Annotated in this window: 25 protein-coding genes, 1 tRNA gene and 1 pseudogene; 16 read left to right on the top strand and 11 right to left on the bottom strand. The window is 66.3% G+C overall.

Features of this window, described 5'->3' with window-relative positions; genetic code table 11:
• Window positions 1-45 precede the first annotated feature (45 nt).
• On the bottom strand, window positions 46-927 hold the full coding sequence (locus tag FOC67_RS04160; RefSeq protein ID WP_009315247.1) for an AraC family transcriptional regulator: 882 nt from the start codon (window positions 925-927) through the stop codon (window positions 46-48).
• Window positions 928-1059: 132 nt separating this feature from the next.
• On the opposite strand from FOC67_RS04160, the gene FOC67_RS04155 reads away from it, so the two are divergent.
• The 7 genes from FOC67_RS04155 to FOC67_RS04125 all read left to right on the top strand — a co-directional run bounded on the left by FOC67_RS04155 (window position 1060) and on the right by FOC67_RS04125 (window position 8255).
• On the top strand, window positions 1060-2568 hold the full coding sequence (locus FOC67_RS04155) for a CoA-acylating methylmalonate-semialdehyde dehydrogenase (RefSeq protein WP_003085501.1): 1509 nt from the start codon (window positions 1060-1062) through the stop codon (window positions 2566-2568).
• A gap of 11 nt (window positions 2569-2579) precedes the next feature.
• On the top strand, window positions 2580-3743 hold the full coding sequence (locus FOC67_RS04150) for an isobutyryl-CoA dehydrogenase (protein WP_003085499.1): 1164 nt from the start codon (window positions 2580-2582) through the stop codon (window positions 3741-3743).
• A 65-nt stretch (window positions 3744-3808) separates the two neighbouring features.
• Window positions 3809-4627, top strand: coding sequence for an enoyl-CoA hydratase (locus tag FOC67_RS04145; protein WP_003085498.1), 819 nt, complete (start codon window positions 3809-3811; stop codon window positions 4625-4627).
• A gap of 58 nt (window positions 4628-4685) precedes the next feature.
• Window positions 4686-5789 (top strand): enoyl-CoA hydratase/isomerase family protein, encoded by a 1104-nt coding sequence (locus FOC67_RS04140; protein WP_003114169.1) that lies wholly within the window; start codon window positions 4686-4688, stop codon window positions 5787-5789.
• A 111-nt stretch (window positions 5790-5900) separates the two neighbouring features.
• Complete coding sequence (gene mmsB, locus FOC67_RS04135; protein ID WP_003116513.1) at window positions 5901-6797, top strand: 3-hydroxyisobutyrate dehydrogenase; 897 nt, start codon at window positions 5901-5903, stop codon at window positions 6795-6797.
• 56 nt (window positions 6798-6853) lie between these two features.
• Window positions 6854-7498 carry a potassium channel family protein gene (locus tag FOC67_RS04130; protein WP_003085490.1) on the top strand — a complete coding sequence of 215 codons (645 nt, stop codon included), beginning with the start codon at window positions 6854-6856 and terminating at the stop codon, window positions 7496-7498.
• A 115-nt stretch (window positions 7499-7613) separates the two neighbouring features.
• Entirely contained in the window at window positions 7614-8255 is a 642-nt protein-coding gene (locus tag FOC67_RS04125) for an NAD(P)-dependent oxidoreductase (RefSeq protein ID WP_003110820.1), read from the top strand.
• 34 nt (window positions 8256-8289) lie between these two features.
• On the opposite strand, the gene FOC67_RS04120 is transcribed toward FOC67_RS04125, so the two are convergent.
• Complete coding sequence (locus tag FOC67_RS04120; RefSeq protein WP_009315246.1) at window positions 8290-10266, bottom strand: alkyl/aryl-sulfatase; 1977 nt, start codon at window positions 10264-10266, stop codon at window positions 8290-8292.
• Between the two features lie 102 nt (window positions 10267-10368).
• On the opposite strand from FOC67_RS04120, the gene FOC67_RS04115 reads away from it, so the two are divergent.
• Entirely contained in the window at window positions 10369-11283 is a 915-nt protein-coding gene (locus tag FOC67_RS04115) for a LysR family transcriptional regulator (RefSeq protein ID WP_009315245.1), read from the top strand.
• Between the two features lie 3 nt (window positions 11284-11286).
• Here FOC67_RS04115 and FOC67_RS04110 read toward each other — a convergent pair whose 3' ends face one another.
• The 4 genes from FOC67_RS04110 to FOC67_RS04095 form a co-directional block, all read right to left on the bottom strand.
• Window positions 11287-11475, bottom strand: coding sequence for a hypothetical protein (locus tag FOC67_RS04110; protein ID WP_009315243.1), 189 nt, complete (start codon window positions 11473-11475; stop codon window positions 11287-11289).
• Window positions 11476-11597: 122 nt separating this feature from the next.
• Window positions 11598-11843 (bottom strand): DUF1145 domain-containing protein, encoded by a 246-nt coding sequence (locus FOC67_RS04105; RefSeq protein ID WP_003085479.1) that lies wholly within the window; start codon window positions 11841-11843, stop codon window positions 11598-11600.
• 116 nt (window positions 11844-11959) lie between these two features.
• Entirely contained in the window at window positions 11960-12409 is a 450-nt protein-coding gene (locus FOC67_RS04100; protein WP_009315242.1) for a hypothetical protein, read from the bottom strand.
• A 91-nt stretch (window positions 12410-12500) separates the two neighbouring features.
• Window positions 12501-12674 carry a hypothetical protein gene (locus FOC67_RS04095; protein WP_009878032.1) on the bottom strand — a complete coding sequence of 58 codons (174 nt, stop codon included), beginning with the start codon at window positions 12672-12674 and terminating at the stop codon, window positions 12501-12503.
• Between the two features lie 232 nt (window positions 12675-12906).
• On the opposite strand from FOC67_RS04095, the gene FOC67_RS04090 reads away from it, so the two are divergent.
• From FOC67_RS04090 to FOC67_RS04055, 8 genes are all read left to right on the top strand, one after another.
• Window positions 12907-13983 (top strand): DUF2157 domain-containing protein, encoded by a 1077-nt coding sequence (locus FOC67_RS04090; RefSeq protein ID WP_009315241.1) that lies wholly within the window; start codon window positions 12907-12909, stop codon window positions 13981-13983.
• On the top strand, window positions 13980-14795 hold the full coding sequence (locus tag FOC67_RS04085; RefSeq protein ID WP_009315240.1) for a DUF4824 family protein: 816 nt from the start codon (window positions 13980-13982) through the stop codon (window positions 14793-14795). The genes FOC67_RS04090 and FOC67_RS04085 overlap by 4 nt, the downstream gene beginning before the upstream one ends.
• 80 nt (window positions 14796-14875) lie before the next feature.
• Window positions 14876-15088, top strand: a complete 213-nt coding sequence (locus FOC67_RS04080; RefSeq protein WP_009315239.1) for a cysteine-rich CWC family protein — start codon at window positions 14876-14878, stop codon at window positions 15086-15088.
• Entirely contained in the window at window positions 15088-15780 is a 693-nt protein-coding gene (locus FOC67_RS04075) for a pseudouridine synthase (protein WP_003085458.1), read from the top strand. The genes FOC67_RS04080 and FOC67_RS04075 overlap by 1 nt, the downstream gene beginning before the upstream one ends.
• A gap of 135 nt (window positions 15781-15915) precedes the next feature.
• Window positions 15916-16959, top strand: a complete 1044-nt coding sequence (locus FOC67_RS04070) for a L,D-transpeptidase (RefSeq protein WP_003134392.1) — start codon at window positions 15916-15918, stop codon at window positions 16957-16959.
• A 79-nt stretch (window positions 16960-17038) separates the two neighbouring features.
• A complete protein-coding gene (locus FOC67_RS04065; protein ID WP_009315238.1) occupies window positions 17039-17776 on the top strand; it encodes a murein L,D-transpeptidase catalytic domain family protein in 738 nt (245 codons plus the stop codon).
• Between the two features lie 451 nt (window positions 17777-18227).
• Window positions 18228-19130 (top strand): (R)-3-hydroxydecanoyl-ACP:CoA transacylase, encoded by a 903-nt coding sequence (phaG, locus tag FOC67_RS04060; RefSeq protein WP_003085447.1) that lies wholly within the window; start codon window positions 18228-18230, stop codon window positions 19128-19130.
• A gap of 130 nt (window positions 19131-19260) precedes the next feature.
• Window positions 19261-19334: transfer RNA gene (locus tag FOC67_RS04055), tRNA-Gly, on the top strand.
• Between the two features lie 332 nt (window positions 19335-19666).
• Here the strand turns inward: FOC67_RS04055 and FOC67_RS04050 are convergent.
• The 5 genes and pseudogenes from FOC67_RS04050 to FOC67_RS04030 form a co-directional block, all read right to left on the bottom strand.
• Window positions 19667-20656 (bottom strand): annotated as a pseudogene (locus FOC67_RS04050) (tyrosine-type recombinase/integrase).
• Window positions 20656-21948, bottom strand: a complete 1293-nt coding sequence (locus tag FOC67_RS04045; protein WP_009315235.1) for a hypothetical protein — start codon at window positions 21946-21948, stop codon at window positions 20656-20658. The pseudogene FOC67_RS04050 and the gene FOC67_RS04045 overlap by 1 nt, the downstream one beginning before the upstream one ends.
• 229 nt (window positions 21949-22177) lie before the next feature.
• On the bottom strand, window positions 22178-23452 hold the full coding sequence (locus FOC67_RS04040; protein WP_009315234.1) for a zonular occludens toxin domain-containing protein: 1275 nt from the start codon (window positions 23450-23452) through the stop codon (window positions 22178-22180).
• A gap of 3 nt (window positions 23453-23455) precedes the next feature.
• Window positions 23456-23812, bottom strand: a complete 357-nt coding sequence (locus tag FOC67_RS04035; RefSeq protein WP_003114150.1) for a DUF2523 family protein — start codon at window positions 23810-23812, stop codon at window positions 23456-23458.
• A gap of 4 nt (window positions 23813-23816) precedes the next feature.
• Complete coding sequence (locus FOC67_RS04030; RefSeq protein WP_031627684.1) at window positions 23817-25079, bottom strand: hypothetical protein; 1263 nt, start codon at window positions 25077-25079, stop codon at window positions 23817-23819.
• Window positions 25080-25145 lie beyond the last annotated feature (66 nt).

Here is a 25145-nt window from a genome sequence, read left to right as displayed (position 1 = left end):
GTCGGTCTCGGCCCACGGGCCGGAGGCAGCATTATGCCCGGAGCACTAGCCCTGGTGCAGCGCCCGGTAGTGACTGGGCGCCATGCCCACCACCTTGCGGAACAGCCGCGAGAAGTAATAGGGATCGGCGTAGCCGAGCTGCTCGGCGATCTGCCGCACCTCCAGCGCGCCCTCGTCGAGCAGGCGGCAGGCGTGGGCCATCTTCATCTGGATGAAGTCCTGGATCGGCGCCTGGCCGGTCAGGGCGCGGTAGGTCTTGGCGAAATGGAAGCGCGACAGCTTGAACTGCGCCGCCAGCTCGTCGAGGTTGAGGCTGTCGTGCAGGTGCGCGCGCATCAGCGCCTGCACCGCATCGATGTCCAGCACCCGCCCGGACTTCAGGCTGGCCCGCGCCGGACGCACCGCCAGCGAGGTGAGCAGGCCCTGCAACAGGTGCGCGGCATGGATGAAGTGCGGCAGGCTGAGGCCCTGGCGGCGCAGCGCCAGCAGCGCGTCGAACTCCGCCAGCAGGCGCGGCTGCATGCCCAGGCGCAGGCGCGGAGCGTTGCCCAGCGGACGCAGGAAGTCCTCCGCCAGGAGGCCTTCGAAATGTACCCAGTAGATGCTCCAGGGCCGCTGCGGGTCGGCGCCGTAGGCATGTTCCAGGCCCTTGGGCAGGACCAGCAGGTCACCGCCGCCGACCTCGACGCGCTCGTCGGCGCACTCCAGCCAGCCGCGTCCGGCACGGCAGTAGATCAACAGATGGTCGTCCGGCGCGCGCCGCTGCATGTGGTGGCCATGTGCCTCCGGGTAGTAACCGAGGGCCAGCGGGTAGCAGGCCTGGCCGAGCGGATGGCGGGCCAGGGCGCGACGCAGGCGGGGCGGCGTGATGAAACGCACCCCCTGGTTGGGCAGGGGCCAGGCGGAGGTCTGTACGGAACGCTTCACGGCGACGCGACTCGGTAATCTGAATCCCAAGATCGTCCATCCCTTGCGCAAGATCGTCAATCCACAGGCGGCTTGCGGCCGGCTATAACGACTCAAAACAACATCCCGGTCCACCGGGAAGCGGAGGCGACGATGGCCAAGGCAATCCCCCAGCTGATCGACGGCGAATGGCGCGGCAGCCGTTCCCGCGAACTGATCGAAGTCACCGATCCGGCGACCCAGGACGTCCTCGCGCTGGCGCCGAAGGCCACCGCCGACGAGATCGAGCAGGCCATCGCCAGCGCCCAGCGCGCCTTCGAGACCTGGCGCGAAGTCCCGGCTCCCGAGCGAGCGCGGTTGATGCTGCGCTACCAGCACCTGCTCAAGGAACACCACGACGAACTCGGCGAACTGCTGGCCCGGGAGACCGGCAAGAACCTCGCCGATGCCAAGGGCGACGTGTGGCGCGGCATCGAGGTGGTCGAACACGCCGCCAACGTGGCCAGCCTGATGATGGGCGAGACGGTGGAAAACGTCGCCCGCGAGATCGACACCGCCAGTTGGATCCAGCCCCTCGGCGTGTGCGCCGGGATCACCCCGTTCAATTTCCCGGCGATGATCCCGCTGTGGATGTTCCCGCTGGCCATCGCCTGCGGCAACACCTTCGTCCTCAAGCCCTCCGAACAGGATCCGCTGACACCCAATCGCCTCGCCGAGCTGTTCCTCGAGGCCGGCGCGCCGAAGGGCGTGCTGCAGGTGATCCATGGCGGCCGCGAGCAGGTCGATGCCCTCCTCACCCACCCGGACATCCGGGCGATTTCCTTCGTCGGCTCGGTCGCCGTCGGCCAGCACGTGTACCGCACCGGCACCGCGCACCTGAAGCGGGTGCAGGCCTTCGCCGGGGCGAAGAACCACATGGTGATCCTCCCCGACGCGAACAAGGCCCAGGTTCTCGGCAACCTGGTCGGTGCCAGTTGCGGCGCCGCCGGCCAGCGCTGCATGGCGATCAGCGCGGCGGTGTTCGTCGGCGCGGCGCGCGAGTGGATTCCCGAACTGGCCGAGCGGATGGCCGCCCTGCGCCCCGGCCACTGGCAGGACCCGGACGCCGCCTATGGTCCGCTGATCAGTCCGCAGGCGCGCCAGCGCGTGCTGCGCCTGATCGCCGAAGGCAAGGCGGAAGGCGCCGAGTGCCTGCTCGACGGCTCGCAGTGCCAGGTCGAAGGCTATCCCAACGGCAACTGGCTCGGTCCCACCCTGTTCCGCGCAGTGACGCCGAAGATGGGCCTGTACCGCGAGGAGATCTTCGGCCCGGTGCTGGCTTGCCTGGAGGTCGATACCCTGGAAGAGGCGATTGCCCTGGTCAACGCCAATCCCTATGGCAACGGCACCAGCCTGTTCACCCGCTCCGGCGGCGCCGCTCGGCGCTACCAGCACGCGGTGCAGGTCGGCCAGGTGGGGATCAACGTGCCGATCCCGGTACCGCTGCCGTTCTTCTCCTTCACCGGCTGGAAGGGTTCCTTCTACGGCGACCTGCACGCCTACGGCAAGCAGGCGGTGCGCTTCTATACCGAGACCAAGACCGTCACCAGCCGCTGGTTCGACGATGAACCGACGACCGACGAATCGTCGGCCGGCCCGAACATGACCATCCATCTCAAGTGACCCGAGGACCTATGGATTTCGACCTCACCGAAGAACAACGCCTGCTGGTGGAGAGCGCCCGCGCCTTCGCCCGCCACGAACTGGCGCCGAAGGCGGCCGACTGGGACCGCGACCATCACTTCCCGGTGGAAGTCATCCGCGCCGCCGCCGAACAGGGCTACCTCGGCCTGTACATCGCCGAGGAAGACGGCGGCCTGGGCCTGTCGCGGCTGTCCACCTCGCTGATCTTCGAGCAACTGGCCGCCGGCTGCGTGGCCACTACCGCCTACATCAGCATCCACAACATGGCCGCCTGGATGCTCGCCTCGTTCGGCGACGCGGCGCTGAAGGAGGCCTGGCTGCCCGGCCTGATCGGCGGCGAGTCGCTCGCTTCCTATTGCCTCACCGAGCCCGATGCCGGCTCCGACGCCGCGCGCCTGCGCACCCGCGCCCGCCGCGAGGGCGACGAATACGTGCTGGACGGCAGCAAGTGCTTCATTTCCGGCGCCGGCAGCACCCAGGTGCTGATCGTCATGGCGCGCACCGGCGAGGACGGCGCCAGGGGCATCTCCTGCTTCCTGGTGCCGGCCGACGCGCCCGGCATCCGCTACGGCCGCAACGAGGACAAGATGGGCTGGCGCGCGCAGCCGACCCGCACCATCACCTTCGAAGGCGTGCGCATCCCCGCCGGCAACCGCATCGGCCCGGAGGGCCAGGGCTTCGTCTATGCCATGAAAGGCCTCGACGGCGGCCGCCTGAACATCGCCAGTTGTTCCCTGGGCGCCGCCCAGGCGGCGCTGGAGCAGTCGATGCGCTACGTCGAGGAGCGCGAGCAGTTCGGCAAGCCGCTGGCGACCTTCCAGGCCTTGCAGTTCAAGCTCGCCGACATGCTCACCGAACTCACCGCCAGCCGCCAGATGGTCCGCCTCGGCGCCCATCGGCTGGACCGCGGCGACGCCGAGGCGACCCTGTACTGCGCAATGGCCAAGCGCTTCGCCACCGACCGCTGCTTCGATGTCTGCAACGAGGCCTTGCAACTGCACGGCGGCTACGGCTATCTCAACGATTATCCGCTGGAGCGCTGGGTACGCGACACCCGCGTGCACCAGATCCTCGAAGGCACCAACGAAATCATGCGGGTGATCGTCGCCCGCCGCCTGCTGGAGCAGGGCGGCATGCTCGATCGCCTGCTGTGAACGCCGCGAACCATCGCATCCGATAGTGCCGGGACGCCCCGGCCCATGATCCAGTGAGGGACTTCATGAACACTGCCGTCGAACCCTACAAGGCTTCCTCCTTCGACCTGACCCACAAGCTCACCGTGGAAAAGCACGGGCACACCGCGCTGATCACCATCAACCACCCGCCGGCCAACACCTGGGACCGCGACTCGCTGATCGGCCTGCGCCAACTGATCGAGCACCTCAACCGCGACGACGATATCTACGCCCTGGTAGTGACCGGCCAGGGGCCGAAGTTCTTCTCCGCCGGCGCCGACCTGAACATGTTCGCCGACGGCGACAAGGCCCGCGCTCGCGAGATGGCCCGCCGCTTCGGCGAGGCCTTCGAGGCGCTGCGCGATTTCCGCGGGGTGTCGATCGCGGCGATCAACGGCTACGCCATGGGCGGCGGCCTGGAGTGCGCCCTCGCCTGCGACATCCGCATCGCCGAGCGCCAGGCGCAGATGGCCCTCCCGGAGGCCGCGGTGGGCCTGCTGCCCTGCGCCGGCGGGACCCAGGCGCTGCCCTGGCTGGTGGGCGAAGGCTGGGCCAAGCGGATGATCCTCTGCAACGAGCGGGTGGACGCGGAAACCGCCCTGCGCATCGGCCTGGTCGAACAGGTGGTGGACAGCGGCGAGGCGCGCGGCGCCGCCCTGCTGCTGGCGGCCAAGGTGGCACGCCAGAGCCCGGTGGCGATCCGCACCATCAAGCCGCTGATCCAGGGTGCCCGCGAACGCGCGCCGAACACCTGGCTGCCGGAGGAGCGCGAGCGCTTCGTCGATCTGTTCGACGCCCAGGACACCCGCGAAGGGGTCAACGCCTTCCTCGAGAAGCGCGATCCCAAGTGGCGCAACTGCTGAGCCTTCCCATCGAACCCGGCGGGCTGCGCCACAGCCCGCCCGAGCCGAGAGCCCCGACATGAACGTGCTTTTCGAAGAACGCCCGAGCCTGCATGGCTTCCGCATCGGCATTGCCACCCTGGATGCGGAAAAGAGCCTGAACGCCCTGTCCCTGCCGATGATCGAGGCCCTGGCGGCGAAACTCGACGCCTGGGCCGAAGACGCCGGCATCGCCTGCGTGCTGTTGCGCGGCAACGGCGCCAAGGCCTTTTGCGCCGGCGGCGACGTGCGCAAGCTGGTGGACGCCTGCCGTGAGCAACCCGGCGAGGTACCGGCCCTGGCGCGACGCTTCTTCGCCGATGAATACCGCCTCGACTACCGCATCCACACCTACCCGAAACCCTTCATCTGCTGGGCCCACGGCTATGTAATGGGCGGCGGCATGGGGCTGATGCAGGGTGCCGGGATTCGCATCGTCACCCCGTCCAGCCGCCTGGCGATGCCGGAGATCGGCATCGGCCTGTACCCGGACGTCGGCGCCAGCTGGTTCCTCGCCCGCCTGCCCGGCAGGCTCGGCCTGTTCCTCGGCCTGAGCGCGGCGCAGATGAACGCCCGCGACGCTCTCGACCTCGACCTGGCCGACCGCTTCCTTCTCGACGACCAGCAGGACGCCCTGCTCGCCGGCCTGGTGCAGATGAACTGGAACGAGTCGCCCCAGGTGCAACTTCACAGCCTGCTTCGCGCCCTCGAACACGAGGCCCGCGGCGAACTGCCGGAGGCCCAGTTGCTCCCGCGCCGGCCGCGCCTGGACGCACTGCTCGACCAGCCGGACCTGGCGAGCGCCTGGCAGGCGCTGGTGGCGCTGCGCGACGACGCCGACCCGCTGCTTGCGCGTGGCGCGAAGACCCTGGCCGAGGGCTGCCCGATGACCGCGCATCTGGTCTGGCAGCAGATCGAGCGTGCGCGCTACCTGTCGCTGGCCGAGGTGTTCCGCCTGGAATACGCCATGAGCCTGAACTGCACGCGCCATCCGGACTTCGCCGAGGGGGTACGCGCAAGGCTGATCGATCGCGACAACGCACCGAACTGGCATTGGCCGCAGGTGGAATCGATCCCGCAGGCGGTGATCGAGGCGCACTTCGAGCCGACCTGGGAGGGCGAGCATCCGCTGGCGGGGCTCTGATCCGCCGCGCCGCCCTCTGCCGAAGGAGGGCGCGGGCCCGCCACGTCCATAGCGTCTAAGCTGTTTCACAGCATCCCCAAGAGGCCTCGCGGCCGCCACAGGAGGAGCTCCATGAAACAGATCGCCTTCATCGGCCTCGGCCACATGGGCGCGCCGATGGCCACCAACCTGCTCAAGGCCGGCTACCTGCTGAACGTCTTCGACCTGGTGCAGAGCGCCGTCGACGGCCTGGTCGCCGCCGGCGCCAGCGCCGCCCGCAGCGCCCGCGACGCGGTGCAGGGCGCCGACGTGGTCATCAGCATGCTGCCGGCCAGCCAGCACGTCGAAGGCCTGTACCTCGACGACGATGGCCTGCTCGCGCACATCGCCCCCGGCACCCTGGTGCTGGAATGCTCGACCATCGCCCCGACCTCGGCGCGCAAGGTCCACGCCGCCGCCCGCGAGCGCGGCCTGGCGATGCTCGACGCGCCGGTGTCCGGCGGCACTGCCGGCGCGGCGGCCGGCACCCTGACCTTCATGGTCGGCGGCGACGCCGAAGCCCTGGAGAAGGCCCGGCCGCTGTTCGAGGCCATGGGTCGGAACATCTTCCATGCCGGCCCCGACGGCGCCGGCCAGGTCGCCAAGGTGTGCAACAACCAGCTCCTCGCGGTGCTGATGATCGGTACCGCAGAAGCCATGGCCCTGGGTGTGGCCAACGGCCTCGAGGCGAAGGTGCTGGCCGAGATCATGCGCCGCAGCTCCGGCGGCAACTGGGCGCTGGAAGTCTACAACCCCTGGCCGGGGGTGATGGAGAACGCTCCGGCGTCGCGCGACTACAGCGGCGGCTTCATGGCCCAGTTGATGGCCAAGGACCTCGGGCTGGCCCAGGAAGCCGCCCAGGCCAGCGCCAGCAGCACGCCGATGGGCAGCCTGGCGCTGAGCCTGTACCGTCTGCTGCTGAAGCAGGGCTATGCGGAGCGGGACTTTTCCGTGGTGCAGAAATTGTTCGATCCGACCCAAGGCCAATAGACAGACAGGCGGGTCCGCGCCCAGGCTGGTCGATTCGACGATGCGAGGAGCCCGCCTTGAACGCCCTGCTGCTGCGTTACCGTTTCCGCCTGCTGTTCTTTTCCACCGTGCTGTTCACGGCGATCCTCGGCCTGCCGTCGAGCACCAAGCCACGGGTGCTCGGCAGCCTCCTGCTGCTGGTGCTGGCCGGGATGAACACCTTGCGCAGACGCAGTCCGCTGGTCTACCTGACGGCCTTCTTCGGCCTGTTCAGCCTGGCCCTGTACACCACTGCGGATTTCAGCAGTCCCTACTCCAGCCTGCCGCCCGGCCTGCTGCGCGGGCTGAGCCTGATCCTGCTGTACCTGACCCTGTTCGCCGCGCTGTTCCGCCGCGTCACCCAGGAGCGCCCGGTGACCCACGAGCTGCTCTACGGACTCTGCGCGCTCTACCTGCAGATGGCGCTGGCCTTCGCTCTCGCCTACTACATGGTCGAACAGATGCAGCCGGCCAGCTTCATCGCCAGCCATGGCGCACTCGGCCTGGATACCTTCGTCTACTACAGCCTGGTGACCCTGACCACCGTGGGCTACGGCGACATCCAGGCGATCAACCCGCTGGCGCGCCTGCTGGCCGGCAGCGAAGGAGTGATCGGGGTCCTGTTCATCGCCCTCGCCGTGGCCCGCAGCCTGACCCTGATGAGCGACAGCGAGGAGGTCTGATTATTAAGCTGGGCTAACGAGTGCATCCCCCTCGCAGCGGTTTATCCCGGCGAGCGCAGGGCGGATGATGCTGATCGACGCCGCTCTGCGGCATTTCTCGAACGGAAGGTGCAGCATGAAAATCGCCCTGATCGGCGCCACCGGCCACGTCGGCCACTATTTCCTCAACGAAGCCCTGCAACGCGGCCACGCGGTAACCGCCCTGGTCCGCGACCCGAGCAAGCTGGCGGCGCGCGACGGCCTCTGCGTAGTGCAGGCGGACGTCAGCGACCCGGCCCAGGTGGCCAGCGCCGTGGCAGGCCACGAGGTGGTCATCAGCGCTTTCAACGGCGGCTGGGGCAGCGCCGACCTCCGCGCCCGCCACGCCGCCGGCAGCCAGGCCATTCTCGACGGCGTGAAACGCTCCGGCGTGCCGCGCCTGCTGGTTCTCGGCGGCGCCGGGAGCCTGGAGATCGCCCCCGGTCAGCGCCTGGTGGACAGCCCGGAATTCCCCGAGCAGTGGAAGCAGGGCGCCCTCGGCGCCGCCGACGCCCTCGACCAACTGCGCGGCGAGCAACGACTGGACTGGGTGTTCCTCAGCCCGGCGATGCTCCTAGAACCCGGCCAGCGCAGCGGCAAGTTCCGCCTCGGCGGCGACCAGGTCCTGTTCGACGCCAAGGGCGAGAGCCGGATTTCCCTGGAAGACCTGGCGGTAGCCATGCTCGACGAGGCCGAGCAGCCCCGTCATCATCGCCAGCGCTTCACCGTGGCCTACTGAAAAGACCAGGCGCCCCTCTCGGGCGCCTTCGTCGTCAGCCTTCGGACTTCGCCGCCGGCGTGACGATATCGAACCAGAAGTCGAAGTCGCCGAGCATGCCGAACAGTTGCCCCAGCAACAGCGGATTGCCGGAACTCTTCAGTTTGCCCTCGAAGACCAGGCGTACCGCCGATACCTCCTTGAGCAGCAGCCGGTTGAGATCGGCGCGGTCGATGCTCACGGTCTGCCCGGCGTCCTCGCTCTGCACGCCGCGCAGGTTGTTCAGGTGCGAGTTCTTCAGTTCCAGCAGGTAGTTCTCGCCGATGTCCGGCAGGCGCAGGTTGATGCTCAGCGCCTTGCCCTCCGCAGCGCCGGCGTCCAGGCGCACGCCGAGATAATCGAACAGCAGGCCGGTGTCCATCGCCGCCAGGGCATCGGCGCTGCCGGCCTTCATCGTCGGCTGGTCGCGCGGTACGCCGTGGCGCAGTTCGTAGGCGGCGCTCAGGTAGCTGTTGCGCCAGCCGGCGTTCTCCGCCTGGTAGCCGAGCTGCTCCAGGGCGTCGGCCTGCAGCTCGCGCGCGGCCCGATTATCCGGCTCGGCGAAGACCAGCCTGTTGACCACCTCGACCACCCAGCGGTACTCGCCCCTGGCGTACGACGCCCGCGCTTGCTCCAGCAGGCGCTCGGCGCCGCCCATGTATTCCACGTAGCGGCCCGCCGAGTCCTCCGGGCTGAGCGGGTCGAGGCTCGCCGGGTTGCCGTCGTAGTAGCCCAGGTAGCGGTTCAGCACGGCCCGTGCGTTATGGCTGACCGAGCCGTGGTAGCCGCGGTCGTACCATTCCTGGTCGAGGCTGGGCGGCAGGCGCAGGCGGTTGTGCACCTGGCCGATGGTCACGCCCTGGTTGGCCAGGTGCAGGGTCTGGTCGTGCAGGAAGCCGTACAGGTCACGCTGCTTTTCCAGCACCTCGACGATCTCCGCGTTGCCCCAGCGCGGCCAGTTGTGCACTGCGAACATCACCTCGGCCTGCCTGCCGAAACGATGCAGCGCCTGGTTGATGTACTTGCTCCAGCCCAGCGCATCACGTACCTCGGCGCCCCGCAGGGTATACAGGTTGTGCAGGGTACCGACCACGTTCTCGGCCATCAGCAGGGCCTTCTGCCGCGGCAGCCAGATGTTCATCTCCGCCGGCGACTCGGTGCCCGGCGTGTTCTGGAAGGTGAACGGCACGCCGTCCAGCACCAGGTCCTCGCCCTCGCCTTCGATCAGGCGGGTCGGCGCCAGCAGGCTCAGCGGTCCGCGCGCCAATCCCTTGCCGATGGCCATGTCGACCTGCCCCTGCGGCCCCTTGGGCAGTTGCGTGCCGTACTGGTAGGTGGCGCGGCGCATCATGGCGTTGCCGGCCAGGACGTTCTCCTTGATCGCCGCCTCCATGAAGCCAGCCGGGGCGATGATCTGCACCGCGCCACTGGCGACCTGCTGTGGCTCGACCAGACCGCGCACGCCTCCAAAGTGATCGGCGTGGGCGTGGCTGTAGATCACCGTACGGATCGGCCTCTCGCCCAGCTCGCGGCTGACCAGCTCGTAGGCCGCCCTGGCGGTGGCCGGGGTGGTCAGGGTGTCGACCACGATCCAGCCGCTGTCGCCGCGGATGAAGGTGATGTTGGCCAGGTCGAAGCCGCGTACCTGGTAGATACCCTCGGCAACCTCGAACAGGCCGTACTTGAGATTGAGCAGGGCCTGGCGTTGCAGGCTGGGATTGATGCTGTCGCGGGGCTTGCCGTCGAGGAGGAAGTCGTAGCCGCCGAGCTGCCAGGCGACGCTGCCGTCGGGGTTGCGGATGAGCACCCGCTCCGGGCGCCGGATCAGGCCGCGTTCGGCGCGCTCGAAGTCGGCACGGTCGGCGAACGGCAATTCCGCTTCGACCCGCCGCTGGGCCTCGACGGTGAAGGCACTGGGCGGTTTGGGCGCGGTGGTTTCGGCGGCGCCGGCGAGCAGCGGGGCGAGCGCCAGGAGTGCGAGCAGACGGCTCATCGGATACTCCGTTTTATTGTTGTGGGCTTCGGCTGGCACTATGCCGAGCGGCACGGCAATAATTCCAATGCATTCCAGGCCGATATTCGATGCGGAGTCCGCATGAGCGATCTACGCCAGTTCCGCCACTTCGTCGCCCTCGCCGAGCACGGCCACTACGCCCGCGCCGCCGAAGCGGTGAATCTCAGCCAGCCGGCGCTGTCCCGCAGCATCCAGGCGCTGGAGGGACAGTTGGGTTGCACCCTGGTGGAGCGCGGCAGCCGCGGCGTGGCCCTCACGGCCCACGGCCGGCTGGTGCTGGAACACGCTCGGCGCCTGCTGGCCGGGCATCGCGCACTGCACAACGCTGTAAGCCAACTGGGCAATCTCGACAGCGGCGAGCTACGCCTGGGCGGCGGTCCCTTCCCCGCCGCACGGCTGTTGCCCGAGGCACTGGCCGGTTTCTCCAGCGCCCACCCACGCGTGCGCGTCGCACTGCTCATCGAGGACTGGCAGACCCTGCGCCAGCGCCTGCTGGATGACGCCGTCGAACTCTTCGTCGCCGATATCCGCGAGCTGCAAGGCGATCCGCAGTTGCGCATCCACCCGCTACGCGAGCATCCCGGCGTACTCTTCTGCCGCCCCGGCCATCCGCTGCTGGGTCTGGAGCGGCCGAGCGCCGAGCAACTGGCCGATTACCCGCTGGCCGGCCCGCGTCTGCCCGCGGAAGTCCGCGGCGACCTGGCGCGCCTGCTGCAACGCGACGAACCGCTCGGCATACAGTGCGACGACGTGCTGATGCTCAAGGGCCTGGTCGGCTCCAGCGAGCTGATCAGCCTGGCGCCCTGGGACGTGGTTGCCGCCGACGTCGAGGCCGGCCGCCTGGCGCTGCTGCCCTGGCCCGCCGGCGCCGAGCCCGCCCGCGCCAAGGGCTCCGCCTACGGTCTGGTCAGCCGTGCCGGCCGCAGCCTGTCGCCGGCCGCGGCGGTGTTCGTCGAGCGGGTGCTGGAACAGGACCGGCGCTTCGCCGCCGCCTGAGGCTCAGCGCCAGCGAGCGTCGTCGCGGCGCTCCTGCCAGGTACGGTTCCAGTCGCGCCCGCGGTTGTCACGGTCACGGTCGTGATAGCGCTCGTAGCGGTAGTCGGGACGATACCGGTGGTCGTCGCGGTCGTAGACCACGCAGGCCGACAACGGCAGGACGAGGATCAGCAAGGAAAGCAAACGACGCATGGCGCCTCCTGTGCGGCTCCGGCCTCTCCTGCGGATGCCGGAGGAATGCCTGTTCCGGAGCCTGCACATCGGACTGCGCGGCGCGCGGGCGGTGCCCGCGGCGAGGGTAAAGCCTGGGTAAATCAGCCGAGGCTACGCAGGTGCAGGACGCCGAACAGCAGCACCTGGAGGCGCTCCAGCCAAGGTGCCGGGCGCGCCTTGAGACGCCCGTTGAGCAGCAGGATCTCGGCGGCATGGACCAGCACCAGCACGCCGGACAACAGCAGGATCGGTCGATGCAACTCGCCCAGCGGGTAGGCCAGGTTGACCAGCGCGACGAGCCAGAACATCGCCAGGGCGCCCTTGGCGAACGACAGAAAATGACTCATGGGAACCTCCTCGTTTCGGTATCGGCAGAGTGTGCCGAGCAAATGCGCCAAGAGGGTCCGCACTTTCGACTGGAAAGCACGACGGCGCCCGCAGGCGCCGCCTTTCCTTGCGCACCTCAGTTGCGCCAGCGAGGCGCCCCGCCCTGCTGGCCCCGGTGCCGCGGACGATCCTGCCCACCGTGTTGCTGCCAGCGTTGCGGAGAATGCCCGCGCCATTGCGGCTGGCCGCCGCGCTGCCAGTTGCCCGGATGCCGCTCGCCGCGATGGGCCGGGCGCGATTCGTGGTGGCGCTGCGGGTAGCGATATTGCTCGCGCCGGTAGTCGCGGTGGCCATCGTAGCGGCGTGGCGCCGGGTAGTAGCGTTGGTCGTAGTAGCGCGTCGAGTAGTAGCGCCGTTCGCTACGCCAGCCATCGTCGTAGACGCGATAGCGCGGCACTTCGTAGGCGTAGGGCTGGCCGCGATAGCGGCGCCAGTCGCCGTCATCGTAGTCGTAGTCATACACCGCGCAGCCACCCAGGCTGGCGAAAAGCAGAAGAAGCGGGACTCTCAGGAATGTGCGCCACATGGCAGCCTCCTGCGGCCCCGCCGCCAGCCGGACGACCGGCGACGCTGCGAGGCGCGCATACGACGTGAAGACTCGGGAAAAGGGAGCGGGCTCAGCACCAGCCTTTCTTGGCCTGGCCTGGAGGACAATGGGGCGGGCCGCCGCGATGGTAGCCGTAGTAACCCTGGTCGAAGTCCAGTTCGACGCAGGCGCCCGGCCCCCCGCTGCAACCGCTCCCCAGGAAGGCCGCCGGCAGCAGCCCGATCAATCGCATGACCATCAGCATTCTCCTTCATCGCAGAACGCAGCCGAACCACGCCTGGACAAGATCCCGATGGAGCGGGAAGCCGGTTGCGGCGGTTGCAACCCGGCTGCACTAGAGACCGAAGGGAAAAACGGAAATTCCCTGAATCCGACCAACGACAGGCCCCTCCAGGGCGTGACCGCCGCCGGCGTTTCTCGGTAGAGTGCGCGGATCAAGGACTGTCGGCCCCGCCGGCAAGGCTCAAGGAGCATGCATGCAACCCATCGACCGCGCCCAGGCACAGCAGCGCGCCAACGACATTCTGGTGTTCCAGCGCGAGCTGCAACGCCTCGACCAGGAGCAGGCGTTCCGCCTCGAACCGACCCAGGCCCGGCAACTCGCCGACTATCACCTGGCCCTGCTGGACAGCTACCGCGACCGTTTCGACATCGACCACGACCTGCGCAGCCAGCAACTTTCGCTGGGCATGCGGGTGGCCTCGTTCTTCGGCGCCCTGGCCTTCGCCGCCAGCGTGTTCCTGCTGTTCTATCGCTTCTGGGGCCTGTTCCCTACCGTCGCCCAGGTGGCGATCCTGGTCGGCAGCGCCTTCGTCGCGTTCTTCGCCACACTCTGGGTCCAGGCCAAGGACACCTCTGGCTACTTCAGCAAGCTGGCGGCGATGGTCGCGTTCGCCTGCTTCGTCCTCGACCTGACCATGCTCGGGCAGATATTCAACGTCACCCCCAGCGACCTGGCCCTGGTGCCCTGGGCGCTCTACGCCCTGCTCCTGGCCTACCTGTGCAACGCCCGCCTGCTGCTGGCGGCGGCGATCCTCTGCGTGATGGGTTTCATCGCCGCGCGCGTCGGCACCTGGGGCGGCGGCTACTGGCTGGGCGTAGGCGAGCGACCGGAGAACTTCTTCCCCGCCGCCGCGCTGATCTTCGCCGTGCCGCTGTGCTTCGAGCAGCGCAACTTCAGCGGCTTCGCCGTGATCTACCGGGTGTTCGCCCTGCTCGGCCTGTTCCTGCCGATGCTGGTGCTGGCCAACTGGGGCTCAGGCAGCTACCTGGCGCTGCCGTCGGCGCTCATCGAGGGGCTCTACCAGGTCGCCGGCTTCGTCGCCGCCGCCCTGGTGATCTGGCTCGGCGCGCGACGCAACTGGGCCGACGTGAGCAATACCGGGATCACCTTCTTCGTCATCTTCCTCTACACCAAGTTCTTCGACTGGTGGTGGGAAGCGATGCCGAAGTACCTGTTCTTCCTGGTGCTCGGCCTCAGCGCCCTGCTGATCCTGCTGGTCCTGCGCCGCCTGCGCACGCCCCTGGGCATCGCCGCGAGGACTGACGCATGAATCGCAACCGTCGCAACGCCCTGGTCGCCGGCAGCCTCCTGCTGCTGGCGGCGAACCTGGCCGCCCTCGGTGGCGTCGCCTGGAACCGGTCCGGCGAGGCCGAAAGCAAGTTGGTGCTCAGTCAGCGCGAACTCCAGCGCAACTGGTCCTACGGCTTCTGGAGCGAAGAGAACAGTGGCGTCGAACTGCGCCTGGAGCTTCGCTCGCCGAACGGCGAGCCGCCCAATGACCTCGCGCCCCCGCTGCCGCCCGAGCAGATGCGCGCCCTCGGTTTCAGCATCCCGGACGCGCTCGACGAAGAGAGCGTACGGCGCTACCGCCGCCAACAGGAAAAACAGGTGCTACTGGTCCTGGAGCTCGACGGCCCGGCCTATCGCCGCGAAGTACGCCTGGCCGAGGAGCGCCTGGCCGAGGCCCGCGCCCGCAGCAAGGCCCTGCCCAAGGACGAAATGCTGTCCAGCCAGATGGAGGCCGCTCGCCACCAACTGAAGCATGAGCAGGGAGAGGCCAGCCGACTGTTCATCGTCGACACCGGCCTCGACCTGGCCGCCCTGCGCCAGCGCTACCCCGAGCGCCAGCGCTACGCCATCGTCAAGGGCCGGGTGCGCCCCTGGTCCGCGGTCGACGAAGGCAGGACGCTGGTCGGCGGCTACATCAGCCGTACCGACCTCGCCGCGATCAACGTGCCACGACAATGGCACGCGGTATTCGCCAAAGTCGACGGACAAAACTACCGGCTAGCGCCGCTGGAACTGCACCTCAGCTTCGGCCAGCGCCTGGAGCCCTGGATCACCAACGCCGTTCGCCGCTGAAACGCCCCGCCCGGCGCGCGATGCTTGCATCCGCGCGCCGGGCGCTGCACCCTGGGCACCCGCCAGCCATCCACCGCGCCATGAACAGCGAAATCGACCCCGGCCGCTGCCCGCTGTGCCAGCAATCCAACCGCTGCACCCTGGCCGATCCCGCTAGCGCCGTCCAGGCTTGCTGGTGCTTCACCACGGAAATCGATGCGGCCGCGCTGGAGCGGATTCCCGCCGAGCTGCGCCGCCGTGCCTGCCTCTGCCCGCGCTGCGCGCAACTATTGCCGCCCGACGCCGACGACTGATGCGCCTGGACCGCTTCCTCGCCAACCTGCCCGAACTCAGCCGCCGCGACGCGCAGATGCTGATCGCCGGTGGACGCCTGCGCGTGGACGGCCAGGTGGTGCGCGACGGCACCCACGAAGTGCGTGTCTTCAGCCGGGTGGAACTGGACGAGCAGCTGCTCCAGGCTGGCAAGCCGGCGCGCTACTACATGCTGCATAAACCGATGGGCTGCGTCAGCGCCACCCGCGACCCGCAACACCCGACCGTCCTCGACCTGTTCCCGGAAGACCAGCGCGACGACCTGCACATTGGCGGTCGTCTCGACTACAACACCACCGGCCTGATGCTGCTGACCAACGACGGCCAGTGGTCGCGCCGCCTGACCCTGCCGGGCAGCCGGCGCGACAAGGTCTACTACGTGGAAACCGAGGCGCCCATCGACCAACGCTACGTGGATGCCTTCGCCGCCGGCCTCCACTTCCGCTTCGAAGACCTGATCACCCTCCCCGCGCAGCTCGAACCGATCGGCCCACGCTGCGCCCGCCTGACCCTGCACGAAGGCCGCTATCACCAGGTCAAGCGCATGTTCGGCCACTTCGACAACAAGGTGCTGCGCCTGCACCGCGAGCGCATGGGCGATATTTGTCTCGACCCGCAGTTGCCGCCGGGTGCCTGGCGCCCCCTGAATGCTGAAGAAATCTGTTCGGTGTGAAACCCCGCCGCCCGCCGCCTGTCCACCGAAAGAGGCCGGACCGCAGGGGTTTGGCCGGCCGTCGCGAGCGACGCTAAGCTGAATGGCGTCTGTCGGAGCGACAGCCTTTCCCGCATGGAGCAAGAGAAAGCGCCGATGAAAAGATCCCTTGCCGTACTGCTGCTGGCCTTCGCCGTCGGCAGCCTCCACGCGGCGCCCGCCAGCCCAGCGAACGCGCCTTTGCCGCCGGCCGACATCAAGGCGCGGCTGAAGAGCATGAAGCCCGGCGAGTACCTCTGGTACCCGGAGGTTTCCCCGCAGGGACCGGTGACCATCGTGGTCAGCCTTACCGAACAGAAGGCCTACATCTACCGCAACGGTATCGCCATCGGGGTCAGCACCCTCAGCTCCGGCAAGAAGGGCCGGGAGACCCCGACCGGAGTGTTCTCGATCCTGCAAAAGAGCGTCGACCACAAGTCCGACCTCTACAACAGCGCGCCCATGCCCTACATGCAGCGCCTTACCTGGGACGGCATCGCCCTGCACGCCGGCAACCTGCCCGGCTATCCCGCCTCCCACGGCTGCATCCGCCTGCCCATGGCGTTCGCCAAGAAGCTCTACGGCATCACCGGATTCAGCTCCACCACGGTAATCATTTCCAACGCCAGCAGCGCGCCGAAGGAAGTCGACCACCCCGGCCTGCTGGCGCCGACGGTAGCGGACGGGCGACCGGTGACGCTGCCGGTAGAGCCCGGAGAGATCGCCTGGAACGACCCCGGCGCGGAGCGCGGTCCGTTGTCGGTGCTGATCAGCCGCGCCGACCAGCGCGCCTATGTCTACCGCGGCGGCCAGCGCATAGGCACCGCACCGGTGCAGTTGCCGGCACGCCCGCAAACCGGCATGGCAGTGTTCTCGCTGCTGGAAAAGCCGACCCTGGACGAAATCGGCGAGACCTCGCCGAACCTGCGCTGGTCGGTGGTCCAGGTGAGCAACCCGGGACAGGGCCTGACACCCTCCGAGCAACTGGGCAAGATCCGCATGGACCCGACCTTCGTCCGCGAAATGCTGAGCGCCATGGACGTCGGCAGTACCCTGGTGATCACCGACTGGGCCTCGACCCGGGACACCCACAGCGACTCCGATTTCACGGTGATCGCCACGGAAACACCGAACAATCCGACGAAATCGCTTAAAAAGTAGTCGGCAAGTTGTTCAAAAATCGAGCACAATGCCTCTCATCCGGTAAAAACCACACTGAACCGATGGGAATACTGCTCGTATGCCAACCTTCCTCCGTGCCGCCCTGCGCAGGCTGAGCCTGGCGGGCGCCACCCTTTGCGCACTGGCCAGCGGGCCGGTGTTCGCCATGCCACTTCCCTCCGCCAAGGACCTTCAGAAACTCGCTCCCCAGGCCAGCCTGCCGACCCTCGAACTGGCCCTCACCGCCTATGCCTGCGCGAGTGCCAGCCAGGGTGACGACAACGGCCTGCTGACGGTGATCGACTACTCGCGGCCGTCGCGCGACAAGCGCCTCTGGGTATTCGACCTGAAGGCCCGCAAGCTGCTCTTCGAAGAGTGGGTGACCCACGGCAAGAACAGCGGCGATGACCTTGCCACCTCCTTCTCCAACCGGCCGAACAGCTACCAGTCGTCGATCGGGCTGTTCCAGACCGGCCAGCTCTATACCGGCAAGCACGGCCAGTCGCTGCGCCTGGTTGGCCTGGAGCCGGGTTTCAACGACAAGAGCGAAGAACGCGCCATCGTCATGCACTCCGCCGCCTACGCCGATCCCAGGGTGGTTCCCGGGCTCGGCCGCCTGGGCCGCAGCCAGGGCTGCCCTGCGGTACGCCCGGCCGTGGCCGCCCGGCTGATCAACACCCTCAAGCGCGGCAGCTACGTGTTCGCCTACTACCCACAGCCGAAGTGGCTGGAAACCTCGCGCTTCCTCGCTCCGCAGAGCTGCGCCGTGGCACGTGCGGCACGCACGTCGGAAGTCATCGCCAGCCTGCTCAAGTGAACCACCGGGGCGGCGGCCGCGCCGCCCCTCTCCTTCCCGGCCCCCCGAAATCGCGGCATCGGCGCTTGCCCGGCGGCATTTCGTCGGATTCCTTCCCTTCTTCCCCCATCCACAAGCGAAACAGGGCTTGCAGCCCGGCACGCCGGCTGCTTAACTGACGCTCACGTTGTGACCGATCGGTCACAAACGACTTCCAAGAAAGCCCGCGTGACTGCCCGCGCTTCGGCGCCGGCCTTTCCTGCCCGGCCAATAGCCGCATCGCCAAGACCCGAAAGGGTTTCGGACGAACTCTATTTGCCTGTAAGTCGTTGAAAATTAAAAGTTTATTAAATCCATCCGAATGACATTCAACTGTCATTGGGAGGCGCTTTCATCTGCCCATGAGCATTTTGTATTCGCCGCGACAAGCAGGTCGCCGCGTTCCCATCGAACGATTCCAGGAGGAAGCGACATGAGGCCGGAAACAGCCATCATCGAGATCCACGGGCAATACAGGATTCACACCGAGTTCTACGGCAACCCCTCGGCGCAGCAGACCATCATCCTGGTCAACGGCTCGCTGTCGACCACAGCGTCCTTCGCCCAGACCGTGAAGTACCTGCAGCCGCATTACAACGTGGTGCTCTACGACCAGCCGTATGCCGGCCAGTCCAAACCCCATAACGAAAACCGCACGCCGATCAGCAAGGAATGCGAGGCCAGGATCCTGCTGGAACTGATCGAACGCTTCCGCGCCGACGTGGTGATGTCGTTCTCGTGGGGCGGCGTCGCCACCCTGCTGGCCCTGGCGCAGCGTCCCGGACGGATCCGCAGGGCGGTGGTCAACTCATTCTCGCCTCAGCTCAACCCGGCCATGCTCGACTACCTGCATCGCGGCCTCGACTACCTCGCCGCCTGCGATCGCACCCAGGTCGGCAACCTGGTCAACGAAACCATCGGCCGCTACCTGCCGCAGTTGTTCAAACGCTACAACTTCCGCCACGTCAGCAGCCTGGACGAGCACGAATACCACCAGATGCACTTCCATATCCGCGAAGTGCTGCGCCTGAACGCCGATAGCTATACCGAGAGCTTCGCCGGCATCGAGATCCCGGTGCTGTTCATGAACGGCGAGCTGGACATCTACACCACGCCCCACGAAGCCCGCCAGTTCGGCCAACTGATCCGCGGCGCGGAATTCCACACCATCCGCAATGCCGGCCACTTCATCGACGTCGAGCACAAGGCCGCCTGGCAACAGACCCAGGACGCCCTGCTGGCCTTCCTCCGCCCGCAGCGCACGCAGCCGCTCAACCCGATCTACCGCCCCCAGCCCAACGGCGCCAGCGTCCCCCTCGCCGCCCTCGCCAGCTAACCGCCACCGCCACGGGGAGCCCCGCTCCCCTGGCGGAAAAACCCAGCGAAATCAACAAAAACCCCGCCCCGGGCTTCACCTGCCGCCGCGCATCTGGTAAAAAGGCGCCCTGGCCGCAAAAGCCGTCCGAGCGGGCGTCGTATAATGGCATTACCTGAGCTTCCCAAGCTCATGACGAGGGTTCGATTCCCTTCGCCCGCTCCAGATTCCATAGCTAAACCCCTGAAAACATTGCGTTTTCGGGGGTTTTGCTTTTTAGGGATCGGAAACGTGTCGAAAAAATGTCGAAATGCACCTGATAAACTCTGCTGCATCAGTCTCCCCAAAAGGATGGATCATGGTGAGTGATCGATACCACGTGTCTATGAAACCCGTTAGCCAAGCGCAATCCATCGTACCTGGACAAAATGAAATACAGCCGCCGCCTAAGCGGCAGTGGGTTATTAGAGAAATCGCTACCAAAGATGAAGTTGGAGAGCCGTTCGATAATCAACCCGATGCTGAAGATGAATGTCTCCGCCTAAATCAAGAAAACCTTAGAAGAATGCGAGAAGGGGGTTAAGCCGCACCGCTTCCGATAAATGATCCTGCGATAGATGCGCATAGCGCATCGTCATCGACAATGAGGCGTGCCCCAGGATGTGCTGTAGGGTCACGATGTGCCCGCCGTTCATGATGAAGTGACTAGCGAACGTGTGGCGCAGTACGTGGCTGGCCTGCCCCTTCGGCAGCTTGATCGAGGTAGACAGCAGCACTAGGCGGAACACGCCAAGGCAGTTTGTGAACGGCCCGTGGGTCTGCCAATGCCGGCGAATGTCGGCGGCCAGTTGTTCCGAGATCGGCACCGAGCGCACACGCTTGGACTTGGTGTTGGCGAAGATCACCGTATTACCTTTCAGACGTTCCGGCGTCAGCGCCTGAGCCTCACCCCATCGAGCCCCTGTCGCTAGGCAGATACGAGCGACCATCTTCGGATGTGGCGACGTGGTGCGCGCATCCAGGGCCGTAAGCAGTTCGGACACCTGATGCTTGGTCAGGTACGACAGCGGTCTTTCCTGAAGCTTGAGCGGTCGCATGCGCCCTACCGGATTCTCATAGTCAATGACGCCGAGTTGGCGCAATTCGTTGTACATGGACTTGAGGTAGCCAAGACGGTTGTTCGCGGTCTTGCCCGACATGCCATTGGCTATCTGTCAGCTACGCAACCGAGCCACTTTCGCAGGCTCCAGGGAGACAGCGACCGGGTCGCCCAAGTCCTTTGCCACCAACCGCAGAATCGCCACGCAACGATGCCCGTTGCTCAGGGTCTGGCCATGCAGCTCATACCAGAGTTCGACCAACTCGGAGAGACGCCGACGGTCCTTCGGCTTGAGCGTCCAGCTGGGGTTTTCAGCACACTTCTGACGCGCAGTGGCCTCGAATTGCTGCGCCTCCATCTTGGTCTTGAACCGCTTGCGAAAGCGCTTGCCCTTGATCGGTTCTACATCGACGAACCAACGGCCATCGGGGAGCTTGGTGATCGACATTAGACGGCATACCCCCGCCGTAGATACCGATCACACATCAGCTTGTGTATATGCCTTTCCAGATCGCGACGAGTCCAACCCTTGGCGAGATAGTGGTCTTCGATAACGTGCCAGAACTCCAGTTTACGGGCGGACTCAATAGCCTTTTTTGCCGGGACACGCTCCCGCGCGATCAGGCTCACGAACTGGCCGAGAAACATCTCGCAGTTGCGCCCGCTAAAGCCCTTGGCGGTCTTGTAATAGCGCCGGTACTCAGCGCGCTCGATCAGCGGATCGCACTCGACCTGGACGCGGGCGTCCTGGCTGATCAGGCTCCAGAACGGATCGTAGACCGCCGTCCGGCTCAGCAGCTTGAAGCTTTCGCAGGCGTAGTTCCACAGTCCTTGCAGGTGCGGGCAAAGCCCCCCATAGGTGCGGCAGCCGATGACCTCTCCCGAAGCCATGCGCGAGCCTTCGGAGAACTGCTGGACGATGGAGTGGTGGAAACGGAACTCGAGCCGCCACACCGTTTCCAGGGGGTTATAGGCCGGGTCGCCATCGCCGAACGGATCCCCGTTCAGGGTCGCCCACACGCTTTCCCAATAGTCGAGCTTGTCGGTGGCCCGAGCCTGGAGGGTCTTGTTATAGATCGACAGTTGCAGGCCGTTGGCCGAGCCGAACATGTACGTCTCGCCACGCCCGTAGACCGAGGCGTTGCCGTCGAATTCGATCCGCTCGATCCCGCTGATTTGTCGCACCCGACGCGAGCGGCAATGCATGCGATCCACCAGATCGCGAGGCGGTTTCCAGCCTTGTACGTCCAGGGCGATATGCACAGCGGCTTGGTTGGTTTCGCAGTGGCTCAGTACGGCAGCGGCCAAGTCATCCAGCACGCCCTGGAGGATGCGCGGATCGGCGCCATCGAGGGCGTGAGGCGATACCTCGATCTTGAGGTGCGAGCCGAGGGTATCGACCTTGATGCTGTGGTTCTTGATCAGCAGGATCAAGCCCATTTCAGCGTTCTGCAGGCGGTACTGATAGCCGGAGTCGCGACCGATGCGGCCCTTGGACCATTCGTAGCCGGCGAACTCGACCACATCCACCGAGAGGTCAAACAGCGCCATGACTTCCGGCCGGAGTTTGCCGTTGTACAACTGCCGCACCGTATCCACGCCGCACCGCAGAATGCGCACGCCTGACAGGTCGGTGAATTGAGCCGTGGTATCGTCGAAGAACAACCGCCCTTTCGGGCTTTCCAAGACCTGACCGTCCGACTCGATACTGACGCGAATTTGATGGCTGATTTTCTTCATCTTTAACGATCCAAATTGGTACGAATTGAAACCGCAATAGGTGGCTTATCTGACGTGTTACAGGGGCGTCGGCCGCGCCTTCGGCCTATCGCTCATGCCTTGCGCTCCCGGCCGGCGGCGCGGCCCGCCCCTCATGGCGGCACCCCTACCGCCGCTAGCGCCGTCATCACCGTCCACCAGTGATGCAGCGCCCAGCCCATCGCCACCGGAACGAGGAATTCCCAATCGATCATTTGTGCCTCCAGGGCCGCGAGGCGTATTCGGAATCGGGGACGATGGTCAGCGGCGACTGGCCCCTGGCCGGTGCGTCTGCGGAGGCGGCAACAGGCGCTGCCGGAACGATGCTGGCCACCGCGCCGGGCTGCCTCCCGGCACAGGTGACGGTCTGTTTCCAGTCCTCATAGCGAAGCTCTACGACGCACTCGCCCTTGGGCGCCACCCGGTAGCCGGAGCCGATCAGTTGCCAGCTAGTCAGTTCCAGGCGCCGGCCCGTGGGATCGTCCAGAGCGAACAGGTAGATATCGCCCCGCGACTTGCGGTAGGCGTGGGCGAGGATGGAGATCCGTCGATCGGCGAAGGGATGGGCGTTCAGATCAACAGGCGCAGCAGCAGGCCCATCAGGTACAAGCCCAGGAGGAAGAAAGCTATTCGCAGCAGGACGCGCTGGAGCAGCCACAGCAGCGGGCGCAGCAGGGGCTTGAGCAGGGTCGCCAGGAGCGTCGGCAGGTGTCGCAGCAGCCGGACCGCCAATCGTGCGCAGAGGCCCCATATACCAGACAAAGCCAATAGTGCCGGCCAGCAATGCCAGTAGAAGAACCAGCTTAGGCGACCGGAAGAGGCTCTTGCCCGCCTTGGTGTCTTGGGTCTTGCCGGTGGCCGTGGACTGGTAGAGGGCGAAGGTCTGCTTTCGGATCCGCTTGTATTCGATGATGGTGCCATCGGCGGGCGGACGGTTGAGTTGGGCGTCATGCTGGGCCTCCTTGTAGCGGCCAGGGATGCCGATCACCGCGAGGTTGGAATGCTTGTAGGCCATCTCGCAGGTCATGCGGATGTCGTCGCGAATGTAGGAAATGTTCGGCGTGGTGAGGACAATGTCCCAGTTGAAATGCCGGTGCCGGGTCCAGGCGTCGAGCCAGCCCATGGGGCGGTCAGCCGCGTGGGCCGCTTCCGGTCCACCGGGGTAGTCGAAGCGCTCGAGGTCTTTTTCCCGCCAGGACTTGGGAAACAGCAGTTGGGTTTCGTCGAAGATCAGGAAGGCCCCGCGGGGCGCCCACTGAAACCACGTGCGCATCTTTTCGAGGTCTTCCAGCGACTCCAGATCGAGGTTGATGATTTCCGCCGTGTTGGGCAGGTCCGGAAAGACCTGATAGGCCCGCTCCAGGGTGAAGCCGCGCACGTTGGTGATGATCACCCGCCCGTCTTTCAGCGCGGGCACGGCGTCATCCTGGATCGCGCCGGAGGTCTTGTAGGAGCCATTGGGGCCGTGGTGGATCTTGATCGACACGGATCACCTCCCAATGAACGGCACGAAGCGCATGCAGAAGCGCGTCGCCGCCGCGACCATGATGATGTTCAGCGCCTGCGGCACGCCGAAGAAGGCCAGCCCCGCCGCAATCGGACCCGGCAGCGCGGCATACATGCTGCGGATCATCTGCGGCACGCCAAGGCTGTCGATCAGTTCGCGGGCGGCGGTGTAGCTGACATCGATCAGCAGGATCAGGGTCTGGAGCGCGGCGTACATCGACGCCTTGGTGGCAACCACCAGGCCGTCGCGCACGAAGTCATAGATGCCTTGGGCGAAGAAATCCCAGATCCACTGGAAGAAGGCGATGATCTGATCGAGAAAACCGGAGAGCCATTCCATAGGGTCAGTCCTTCAGCAGAATGAGGGCGGCGATCAGCGCGGCCATCAGCAGCAGCGCCACGCGCAGGCTGGAGAGTTGGCCGGCGTAGTCGGAGATACAGAGGGAGTAGGACTTGCCCCAAATGGTCATGGACTCGCAGGGCAGTTGCCCGCCGCCTTCCGCCAGGTTGAGGTCGAAGGCGCCCTTCATCTGGTCGACGTTGGCCTTCACCTTGGTCTTGAGTTCTTTCTTGGCTTCCTCGACCTTCTTTTCCCAGGTGGCGATGGCGTCATCCCAGGTGCCGAGCGTGGGCTCCTTGAGTTCGCCGCCAGGGCCTTCTGGGCCGGTGGAGCAGTTCTCTTTCGCCGGGTCGCAGGTGCCATTGCCATCGCCGCCCGTGCCGCTGCCGTCACCGTCGCCGCTACCATCGCCCCCGCCGTTGCCGTCCCCTCCCCCGCTGCCGTCGCCGCCATTGCCGGTGCCGCCGTCATTGCCCCCGCCGTTATTGTTTCCACCGCCATTGCCATCGCCGCCGCCGTCACCGCCCGGCGTGGTCGGGTCGGTTGGATCCGTGGGATCGGTCGGGGTCTTGACGCAGGTAGTCCCCGACCACGACCAACCGGGCGGGCAGCCGGGGTCGTTCGGGTCGGAAGGATCGGTGTTCGGAGTGTCGGGCGGGTTCAGCGAATCGCCGGTCTGGGAGAAGGTGTAGGAGTCGGCACCGCAGCTTTGGCCGGTGCCCTTGAGGATGTAATTGCAGAAGCCCGTCGTGGTGGAGCCTTTGACCAGATAGCAACTGGCCGGGCTGGGATTGCCGCCATACTCACAGCTTTGATAGCAGGCGGTCGGGGCGCCGCCGTCACCGACATAGTTACGGCCTCCCGAGGTAACTACGGGCGAGTCCGGGCCTTTGGCCGGGAACAGTTCGCCTTCCTTGCATTCTTGCGGAGGCGACTTACAAACCCCGGTCGCCTTATCGTATTCCGTCCCCTCGGGACAGCTATCGCCATAGCGTCCGGCAGGACCATACGCGGCAGCAGTCTTGCCGGTTTCGTTGTTCGTGAACTCGCACCAAAACGAGGTCTGGTCACGGGCTTTCATAGACCCGGTGAAGGTGAACTCCCCAGGGCGTCCCGTGTCTTTGGCCCACGCCGCGCAAGCTGCCGAGGGCGAAGAAAAGCGTTCAGGCAGTGACTGAATTTTCCAGTAGTAATCCTCAGCCCTCGCCAGCGTGGCAAAGAAAAGCATCAGAATCAGGCTCGCAAACTTCATCGTAAGACCCCACACAAAAAAGCCCCCTGCCGGAAACTCCGGAGGGGGCTTCCGCCTCGGTCTGTTCGGTTAGAAGAATTC

The sequence above is a fragment of the Pseudomonas sp. FDAARGOS_761 genome, assembly GCF_013343155.1.
GTDB classification, from domain to species: Bacteria; Pseudomonadota; Gammaproteobacteria; order Pseudomonadales; family Pseudomonadaceae; genus Pseudomonas; species Pseudomonas aeruginosa.
Note: the sequence above shows the minus strand (reverse complement) of the source record. Positions and strands in the feature narration are given on the sequence as shown.